A 9,169-nucleotide genomic window follows, 5' to 3' on the forward strand; every position below is an offset into this window, starting at 1 on the left:
GCAAAAAACGAAGGCCCGGATCGCCCGGGCCTCCGCTCACGCATTCAAATCGCCAGCGGCATCACCACTTGTACCCGACCTTGAGATACGCGAACGCACCATTGAAACCGAACGGCGAGGCGGTGTTGTACGGCAGGTAGTTGCGCGTGCCGCGCACCAGCTTGGACTCGTCGGGATACTCGTTGAGCACGTTGTCGCCGCCGATGGTGAAGTCCCACTGGTTCAGGCGATAGGTCGCGGCCAGGTCCAGCGTCCACTTGGCGCTGAAGGTCTGGTCCTGCAGCGGGTCGGTCGCGTGCAGCTCGGTGAACTCGCCGTAGCGGGTGGCGGTGGCGTTGAAGTTCCAGTGGCCGGTCTTCCAGTCGCCGCTGAGGAAGAACTTGTCCTTCGGCGCGCCCTTGGTGATGCGGCCGATCTCGGTGCGGCCGATGCGCACCGCGGCCGGATCGATCGCCGCCAGCCGCGCCGGGTTGGGCGCGATGTGCTCGATCTCGGTCTTGGAGTAGTTGTAGCCGAGCGTGAGGTTGAACTTGCCCGCCGCCAGATCCCAGGCCTGCGTCGCGACGATATCCACGCCCTGGGTCTTGGTATCGACCGCGTTGGTGAAATAGCGGCCGCCGCCGATGCCCGGATAGCCGTTGGCCTGCAGATAGTTGCGCACCGCGGTGCTGGTCAGGTTTTCCGACAGCAGGATGCGGTCGTCGACCTTGATGTGGTACGCATCCACCGTGATGTACAAGCCGTCGGCCGGCTGCAACACCAGGCCCAGGCTGTAGTTGGTGGATTCCTCGGCCTTCAGCGGCTCCGAGCCCAGCGCCACCGCGGCCGGGTTGTCGACGCGGAAGGTGCCGATCTCGTAGGGAATGCCGCTGATGAAGTTGGTGGCGATGGACTGGAAGTACTGCTGCTGCAGCGACGGCGCGCGGAAGCCGGTGGAGGCGGTGGCGCGCAGCGCGACCTTGTCGGTGAAGGCGTAGCGCGCCGACAGCTTGCCCGAGGTGGTGTCGCCGAAATCGCTGTAGCTCTCGTAGCGCGCGGCCACGCCGGCGGAGAACTTCTCGGTCAGGTCGCCTTCCACGTCGAGATAGAACGAATAGCTGTGGCGGTCGAACTCGCCGGCGTCGCTGGCGCGGAAGCCGGAGAACACCTGCGCGCCGGGAATGATCTGGCCGTTCGAGGCGGGCACGCCGCCGTTGGCGTAGGACAGCGGCTCGCCGGCGCGCTGGCTGAACTCCTCGCCGCGCCATTCCGCGCCCCAGGCGAAGGTGATCGGGTACTTCCAGCCGAAGTCGACCGGGCGGGTGAAGTCGAGGTTGAGCACGTGCTGGGTCACTTCCAGCGCGCCGGCGTAGAACTTGCGCGGCGAGCTCGGACCGAGGCTGCGGTTGAGGGTGTTCTCGATGTCGAAGGTCAGGCCGTTGTGGCCGTAGTTGTAGCTCAGGTCGATCTGGGTGCCGCCGGCGGTTTCGCTGCGCACGCCGAACACCGCGGCGCGGTCCTTGCTGATGTTGTGGATCTGCGGCAGGAAGCCGTTGGGATAGATCGAAGGAATGTTGCGCGGGTCGGCGGCGAAGCGGAAATAGCCGTTGGACAGCACATCGCGCTCGCTGTAGCTGCCGAAGGAATAGAAGCTCAGGTAATCCACCGGCTTGAATTCGCCGTTGTAGGAGAACGCGCCCTGATCGATTTCCGGATCGCCGTAGCGCTGTTCGACCACGCCCTGGAACGGCCGCGCGCGGTTGGTCTGGTCCTGGTGGCCGCCCTGCGCGGCCAGGCGCAGCCAGCCGCGCTCGCCTTCGAAACCGACATCGCCGGAGAGCTGGTACTGCTCGCCGTCGCCGGCGCTGTACTGGCCGTAGCGCGCGGCGATCGAGCCGCCCTTGCCGGAGCCCTTGAGCACCACGTTGACCACGCCGGCGATGGCGTCGGAGCCGTACTGCGCGGAGGCGCCGTCGCGCAGCACTTCCACGCGCTCGATCGAGGCGATCGGGATCGCGTTGAGGTCCACCGGTGAGGAACCGCGGCCCTGGCTGCCGTTGAGGTTGATCAGCGCGGTGGTGTGGCGGCGCTTGCCGTTGACCAGCACCAGCACCTGATCGGGCGCCAGGCCGCGCAACTGCGCCGGGCGCACCGCGTCGGTGCCGTCGGTGATCGCCGGGCGCGGGAAGTTCAGCGACGGCAGGGCGCGCGCGAGTGCGGTGGCCAGCTCGACGGTGCCGGTGGCTTCCAGGGTTTCGGGGGTGATGATGTCGATCGGCGCGGTGGACTCGGCCACGGTGCGGTCGGACACGCGAGTGCCGGTGACGATGACCTGGTCGAGGGTCTTGGCGTCGGCTTGCGGCGCGGGCTGCTGGGCCAGCGCGGCGGGCGCGGCCAGGGCGATCAGCAGACCGAGGGTCAAAGGATGGCGGGCGCGGAGGCGGTGCGTGCGGCTGGCGTGCATGAAGGCTCCTGCAAGGGGACTGACAGCGATGTCATTCGGGTTTAACACGGTCATAACAACCGGGTCAATGAAGCGGCCAGAAACCGGCTAACGCAAGTAATCAAAAAGTGGTAGTCGCCACGTTTTCGGCGCCGCGATGGCGCCACGGCAAGGGCGAGCGCCGAGCCGGGCGGGCGCGGAGCGGGTGCCGGATGAGGGGACGGCGCGGGCGCGAGCAAAAAAATCCGCCGGACCCGCGACTGCGGGACGGGCCGGCGGCCAGAAATCGCACAGATGGAGATTCGATCGGGCGAGCCGCGCGCAGGCGTGCAGCGGCTCCAGCATCGCCGGGCGCGCCGGCGTGTGGGTATGGGACTGGTCCGAAATCGACGCGGGTCCGGTCGCGGCCCGGGCCGCCGCCGGGTCGGGGTTGCGCGGCTTTCGCGCTGTCGGCGGCCGGGTCGCGACAGGCCGCGCGCCGCTGGGCGCACGCCGCGCTGGCGTCGTTGCGGCCGCACACTGTTAAGATGCCCGCGCTCAAGGTGATCGCCGGCACAGTCCGGCGATTGAAACGGGAATCCGGTCGCGCCGCTGGCCAGTTCGTCCAGAACGGTCCGCGCGCTCAAGCCGGAGCTGCCCCCGCAACGGTAGGCGAGTCGACGCACCGCAACCGCCACTGTGCCCAGGCCTACGGCCGGCATGGGAAGGCGCGGTACGGGAACCCGGACAAGGACGCTCGATCAGGTTCCGCTCGCAAGCCCGGAGACCGGCCCGGAGCGCGAACCGACCGGCGGTGGGCCTGGTTGCGGACGATCGCGCCTGCGCGCATTCCTCCGTGCCGTTTCCTCGCCGGTCCCGACCCTTGTCGGCCGCGCGGGTGAGGCGCGGCCTGGAGACCCGCACGCAATGCCGTCCTTCGCTTCGTCCCCGCTCTTTTCGCGCCCGCTTTCCCGCCAGGCGCTGCGCACGCTCGCGCCGGCCCTGTCGCTGGCCCTGCTCGGCGCCGCCGCCGGCGCGCAGGCCGCGCCCGCGGTCGATCTCGACCAGGTCGTGGTCACCGCCAGCCGCACCGCGCAGACCCAGGACGCGACCCTGGCCGCGGTCACCGTGATCGACCGCGCCGAAATCGAGCGCCTGCAGCCGGCCTCGCTGCCGGACCTGCTGCGCGGCACCCCGGGCGCGTCGCTGGCCAACAACGGCGGGCCGGGCAAGTCGACCTCGCTGTTCCTGCGCGGCACCGAATCCGACCACGTGCTGGTGCTGGTGGACGGGATCAAGCTCGGCTCGGCCACCAGCGGCGGCGCGTCGCTGCAGGACATTCCGGTCGAGCAGATCGAGCGGGTCGAGATCGTGCGCGGCCCGTTCTCCAGCCTGTACGGTTCGGAAGCCATCGGCGGCGTGATCCAGATCTTCACCCGCCGCCCGCAGGGCCCGTTCGCGCCGAGCGTCAGCGTCGGCGTCGGCAGCAACGCGACCCATCGCGCCGCCGCCGGCGTGGCCGGCAAGGGCGAGCGCGGCTGGTATTCGATCAACGCCGCGCACGAGGACACCGACGGCATCAACGCCTGCCGCGGCAAGCCCTCGCCGGGCGGCGCCGGCTGCTTCACCCACTCGCCCGACCGCGACGGCTACCGCAACACCTCGCTGACGGTGCAGGGCGGTTATCGCTTCAACGAGCAGTGGGATGCCGAAGCGCGCGCGTTCCGCGCCGAAGGCTATAACGAGTACGACGGCAGCCAGAACAACCAGGCCGACATCGTCCAGCAGGTGGCCGGCGCCAAGCTGCGCTATCGCCCCAGCGAGCGCCTCGCGCTGAGCCTCAACGCCGGCCGCAGCTGGGACTTGAGCGAGCAGTACAAGGACGGCAAGTACTCCAGCACCTTCGACACCCGCCGCCAGCTCGGTTCGCTGCAGGGCGACCTCGGCCTCGGCGGCGGCCTGCTGACCCTGGGCTTCGACTGGCAGCGCGACGAGGTCGACAGCAACACCGCGTACAAGCGCGATTCGCGCGTGCTGCGCGGCGCGTTCGGCCAATACCAGCGCGAGTTCGGCGCGTACGCGCTGCAGGCCAGCGTGCGCCGCGACGACGACAGCCAATTCGGCGGCAAGACCACCGGCAGCGTGCTGTGGGGCTGGAACCTCAGCGACGCGCTGCGCCTGACCGCGAGCTACGGCACCGCGTTCAAGGCGCCGACCTTCAACGAGCTGTATTACCCCGGCTACGGCAATCCCGACCTGGGCCCGGAGACCTCGCGCAGTTTCGAGCTGGGTCTGCGCGGAACTTTCGGCGAAGGCGCGCGCCAGGTGTGGTCGCTCAACGCGTACCAGACCCGGATCGACGATCTGATCGCCTACGACGCCTCGATCGGCCTGCCCGGCAACGTCGACCGCGCCCGCATCCGCGGCCTGGAAGCGGTGCTCGACACGCGCCTGGCCGGCTGGGACCTGCGCACCAGCGCGACCTGGCTGGACCCGCGCAACGACAGCCGCGGCAGTTACCGCGACAACGTGCTGCCGCGGCGCGCGCGGCAGAGCGCGCGCATCGACCTGGACCGCCGTTTCGAAGTCGGCGCCGGCGATGCGCTGTCGATCGGCGCCAGCGTCTACGCCGCCAACGACCGCTACGACGACCTCGCCAACGCCCGCCGCCTGGGCGGCTACGCGTTGACCGACCTGCGCGTGGGCTACGCGCTGGGCACGGACTGGAGCGTGCAGCTGGCGGCCAACAACCTGTTCGACCGGCGCTACGAAACCGCGGCCTTCTACAATCAACCCGGCCGCACCTATCTGCTGAGCCTGCGTTACCGTCCCCAGCGCTGATCGCGGCCGGGCCCACACGAGATGACCACCCAGAGGCGACGATGAAGCCCACGACCCACTCCCGGACGCCGTCCCCGTTCCACGCCGAGCTGCGTCCGCTGATCGCGGGCCCGGCGCAACTGGCGATTCTCGCGGCGCTGTCGATCCTGATGGCGGCCACCCGCTTCCACGCCATCGGCGCCGCGCTGCACCTGCCCGATGCGTCGATGGCGGTGTTCTTCCTCGGCGGGCTGTACCTGCAGCGCCATCGTTTGTTCGCCGGCCTGCTGGCCGCGGCGGTGGCGATCGACTACATCGCCATCACCGGGCGCGGCATGGATTTCTTCCAGCACTACTGCGTGACGCCGTCGTATGCGTTCCTGCTGCTGGCCTACGCGGTGCTGTGGTACCTGGGCCGGGCCTGGGCGCCGTCGATGTCGGCGCGGCCGCGGGCGATGCTCGGCGCGCTGGCGGTGGCGCTGGTTGCGGCGGCGGCGTCGTTCCTGATTTCCAACGGCGCGTTCTATTGGTTCGGCGGCCGCTACGCCGATCCGAACTTCGCCGAATACATCGATCGCGTGTGGCGCTGGGGGCCGCTGTTCGTCGGCACCACGATGGCCTACATCGGCGCGGCGCTGCTGGCGCACGCGCTGATCGCGCGCTTCGCCCGGCCGCGCGCCGACATCGCGCCGCGGCGCGGTTGAGGAGGAATCGCTCATGACCTGGATGCTTCCGCCGAGCGAGGCCGCGCTGCCGCTGCGCTCGCGCAACGCGCAGATCGCCGCCGCGCTGGCCCTGGCCGCGCTGATGGTGTGCACGCGCGGCCAGCACTTCGCCACCGTCGACGCCTTGCCGAGCGCGTCGTGGGCGGTGTTCTTCCTGGCCGGCGCGCTGCTGCGCCCGGCCTGGCTGTTCCCGGCGCTGTTCGTGCTGTCCTCGTTGCTCGACCTGGCCAGCCTGGCGTTGGGGCGAGTCACCGACTGGTGCCTGTCGCCGGCCTATTGGGCGCTGGCGCTGGCCTACGGCGCGCTGTGGTGGGGCGGACGCGTCTACGCGCGCATGCACCGCGACCGCATCGCCACGGTGCCGGTGCTGGTGCTGTGCCTGCTGGCGACGTCGGTGATCGCCTACCTGATTTCCAAGGGCGGCTTCTATTTCCTGTCCGGCCGTTATCCGGACGCGACCTGGGCCGGCTTCCTCGACCGCATCCCGCGCTATTACCCGCGCACGCTCGGCACCCTGGCCGGCTACGTCGGCGCGGGCTTCGTGGTCTACGCCGTCGCGCGCCTGTTCGAATCGCGCCAGCGCGCCGGAGCTGCGGCATGAGCGAGAACGACGACGACCGCGCCGGCTTCGCCGCCGCCAGCGACGAGCGCCATCGCGAGCGCATGCAGCGCAAGAAGGAGCTGATCGACCGCAAGATCGCCCGCGCCACCATCGAGCGCGGGGTGCTGGTGGTCAACACCGGCAACGGCAAGGGCAAGAGTTCGTCCGGCTTCGGCATGCTCGCGCGCTCGCTCGGCCACGGCTTCAAGTGCGGCGTGGTGCAGTTCATCAAGGGCAGCTTCGCCACCGGCGAGGAAGCGTTCTTCCGCCGCTTCGAAGAACTCGACTACCACGTGATGGGCGAGGGCTTCACCTGGGAAACCCAGGACAAGCAGCGCGACATCGCCGCCGCGCAGGCGGCCTGGGCGGTGGCCGCGCGCATGCTGGGCGACGAGGCCTACGACTTCGTCCTGCTCGACGAACTCAATATCGCCCTGGCCCATCGCTACATCGCCGTCGACGAAGTGGTCGCCGCGGTCGGCGCGCGGCCGCCGCGCCAGCACGTGGTGATCACCGGCCGCGGCGCGCCCGATGCGCTGGTCGAAGTCGCCGACACGGTCACCGACATGCGCGTGGTCAAGCATGCGTTCAAGGCCGGGATCAAGGCGCAGAAGGGGATCGAGCTGTGAGTATCGCGGCGCCCGGTCCCGCCCATTGCTCGGCGCTGCTAATTTCCGCCCCGGCCTCTGGCCAGGGCAAGACCAGCGTGACCGCGGCGCTGGCGCGCTGGCATTCGCGCCAGGGGCGACGGGTGCGGGTGTTCAAGACCGGGCCGGATTTCCTCGACCCGATGGTGCTCGAGCGCGCCAGCGGCGCGCCGGCGCAGCAACTGGACCTATGGATGTGCGGCGAGGACGACGTGCGCGCGCGCCTGCACGCGGCCGCGGGCGAAGCCGACCTGATCCTGATCGAAGGCGTGATGGGCCTGTTCGACGGTGCGCCGTCGAGCGCCGACCTGGCCCAGCGCATCGGCGTGCCGGTGCTGGCGGTGATCGACGGCTCGGCGATGGCGCAGACCTTCGGCGCGCTCGCCTTTGGGCTGGCGAGTTATCGCGACGGCTTGCCGATGTACGGCGTCGCCGCGAACCGGATCGGCAGCGCCTATCACGCGCAGTTGCTGCGCGAGAGCCTGCCGGCGTCGCTGCGCTGGCTCGGCGCGCTGCCGCGCGATCCGGCGCTGGCGCTGCCGGAGCGGCACCTGGGGCTGGTCGCGGCAGGAGAGCTGAGCGACCTCGACGCGCGCCTGGACGCGCTCGCCGACGCCTGGGCGGCGCACGCCGATGCGCAGTTGCCGCCGGCGGTTGAATTCGCCGCCGTGCCGATGCCTGCGCCGACCGCCGCATTGAGCGGTCGCCGCATCGCCGTGGCGCGCGACGCCGCGTTCTGTTTCCTGTATCCGGCCAACCTCGAACTGTTGCGCCAGGCCAGCGCCGAACTGATTTTCTTCTCGCCGATCGCCGGCCAGGCCTTGCCCGAGTGCGATGCGGTCTGGCTGCCCGGCGGCTATCCGGAACTGCACCTGGACGCCTTGGCGGCGAACGCGGCGCTGCGCGACGGCCTGCGCGCGCACGTCGCCGCCGGCAAACCGCTGCTGGCCGAATGCGGCGGCCTGTTGTATTGCCTGGACGAACTGGTCGAGCGCGACGGCCGCGCCGCGCCGATGGCCGGCCTGTTGCGCGGTAGCGCCCGCATCGGCGCGCGCCTGGCCGCGCTCGGTCTGCAATCGGTAGCGCTGCCCGAGGGCGAGCTGCGCGGACACACCTTCCACTACGCCCAGGCCGAGATCGCCGACGAAGCCGCGGCGATGTCGGTCAACCCCAACGGCGGGCCGAGCCGCGAAGCGCTGTACCGCCGCGGCCGCATGAGCGCGAGCTTCGTGCATTTCTATTTCCCCTCCAATCCGGACGCGGCCGTGCGGCTGTTCCTGGCATGAGCGCGCAGGCGCTGGCGTGGACGATGCTCGGCGGCGCGCTGCTCGACGCCGCGCTGGGCGAGCCGCGCCGCGCGCATCCGCTGGTCGGCTTCGGCCGTATGGCGCGCGCGCTGGAAACCGCGCTGCACGCCGACCGCCGAGTGCGCGGCGTGGCGGCGTGGCTTCTGGCGGTGCTGCCGTTGAGCGCGGCCGCGGGCGCGCTGCATTGGGCGCTGTGGCAGTGGTCGCCGTGGCTGGGCGGCGCGTATGCGGCGGCGGTGTTGTACCTGGCCATCGGCCTGCGCAGCCTGCGCGAGCACGCCATGCCGGTCGCCGACGCCTTGCAGGCCGGCGAACTCGAACGCGCGCGCGCCGCAGTCGGCCGCATCGTCAGCCGCGATACGCAGGCGCTCGACGCCGAGCGCGTCGCCGCCGCGGCGACCGAATCGGTGCTGGAGAACGGCAGCGACGCAGTGTTCGCCGCCTTGTTCTGGTTCGCCCTGCTCGGCCCGGCCGGCGCGGTGCTGTACCGGCTGAGCAATACCCTGGATGCGATGTGGGGCTATCGCACCGCGCGCTTCGAGCGCTTCGGCTGGGCCGCGGCGCGCATCGACGACGCGCTCAACTGGCTGCCCGCGCGCCTGACCGCGCTGACCTACGCCGCGCTCGGCCGCGGCCGGCGCGCGCTGCGCTGCTGGCGCGCGCAGGCG

7 protein-coding genes and 1 riboswitch are annotated in these 9,169 nt (G+C 70.7%); of the genes, 6 read left to right on the top strand and 1 reads right to left on the bottom strand.

The annotated features are described in order from the left end of the window. Nucleotides 1-61: 61 nt before the first annotated feature. On the bottom strand, nt 62-2,443 hold the full coding sequence (locus A7A76_RS12890; RefSeq protein WP_206411562.1) for a TonB-dependent receptor plug domain-containing protein: 2,382 nt from the start codon (nt 2,441-2,443) through the stop codon (nt 62-64). Nucleotides 2,444-2,945: 502 nt separating this feature from the next. Then, a riboswitch (cobalamin riboswitch) is annotated at nt 2,946-3,211 on the top strand. Between the two features lie 117 nt (nt 3,212-3,328). Here A7A76_RS12890 and btuB point away from each other — a divergent pair. The 6 genes from btuB to A7A76_RS12920 all read left to right on the top strand — a co-directional run. Continuing rightward, on the top strand, nt 3,329-5,242 hold the full coding sequence (gene btuB / locus A7A76_RS12895; RefSeq protein WP_206411563.1) for a TonB-dependent vitamin B12 receptor: 1,914 nt from the start codon (nt 3,329-3,331) through the stop codon (nt 5,240-5,242). A gap of 41 nt (nt 5,243-5,283) precedes the next feature. Beyond that, nucleotides 5,284-5,925, top strand: coding sequence for a hypothetical protein (locus A7A76_RS12900; protein WP_241200914.1), 642 nt, complete (start codon nt 5,284-5,286; stop codon nt 5,923-5,925). Between the two features lie 22 nt (nt 5,926-5,947). Then, nucleotides 5,948-6,547, top strand: coding sequence for a hypothetical protein (locus A7A76_RS12905; protein ID WP_428995143.1), 600 nt, complete (start codon nt 5,948-5,950; stop codon nt 6,545-6,547). Next, entirely contained in the window at nt 6,544-7,176 is a 633-nt protein-coding gene (gene cobO, locus A7A76_RS12910) for a cob(I)yrinic acid a,c-diamide adenosyltransferase (RefSeq protein ID WP_206411564.1), read from the top strand. Before A7A76_RS12905 ends, cobO begins: the two co-directional genes overlap by 4 nt. Next, nucleotides 7,173-8,480: a cobyrinate a,c-diamide synthase gene (locus A7A76_RS12915; protein ID WP_343225332.1), complete on the top strand. Its 1,308-nt coding sequence runs from the start codon at nt 7,173-7,175 to the stop codon at nt 8,478-8,480. Before cobO ends, A7A76_RS12915 begins: the two co-directional genes overlap by 4 nt. Beyond that, the coding region (locus tag A7A76_RS12920; protein ID WP_241200915.1) for a CobD/CbiB family cobalamin biosynthesis protein at nt 8,477-9,169 on the top strand (693 nt) is incomplete at its 3' end. The genes A7A76_RS12915 and A7A76_RS12920, both read left to right, overlap by 4 nt.

The organism is Lysobacter enzymogenes (assembly GCF_017168095.1).
Lineage (GTDB): Bacteria > Pseudomonadota > Gammaproteobacteria > Xanthomonadales > Xanthomonadaceae > Lysobacter > Lysobacter enzymogenes_D.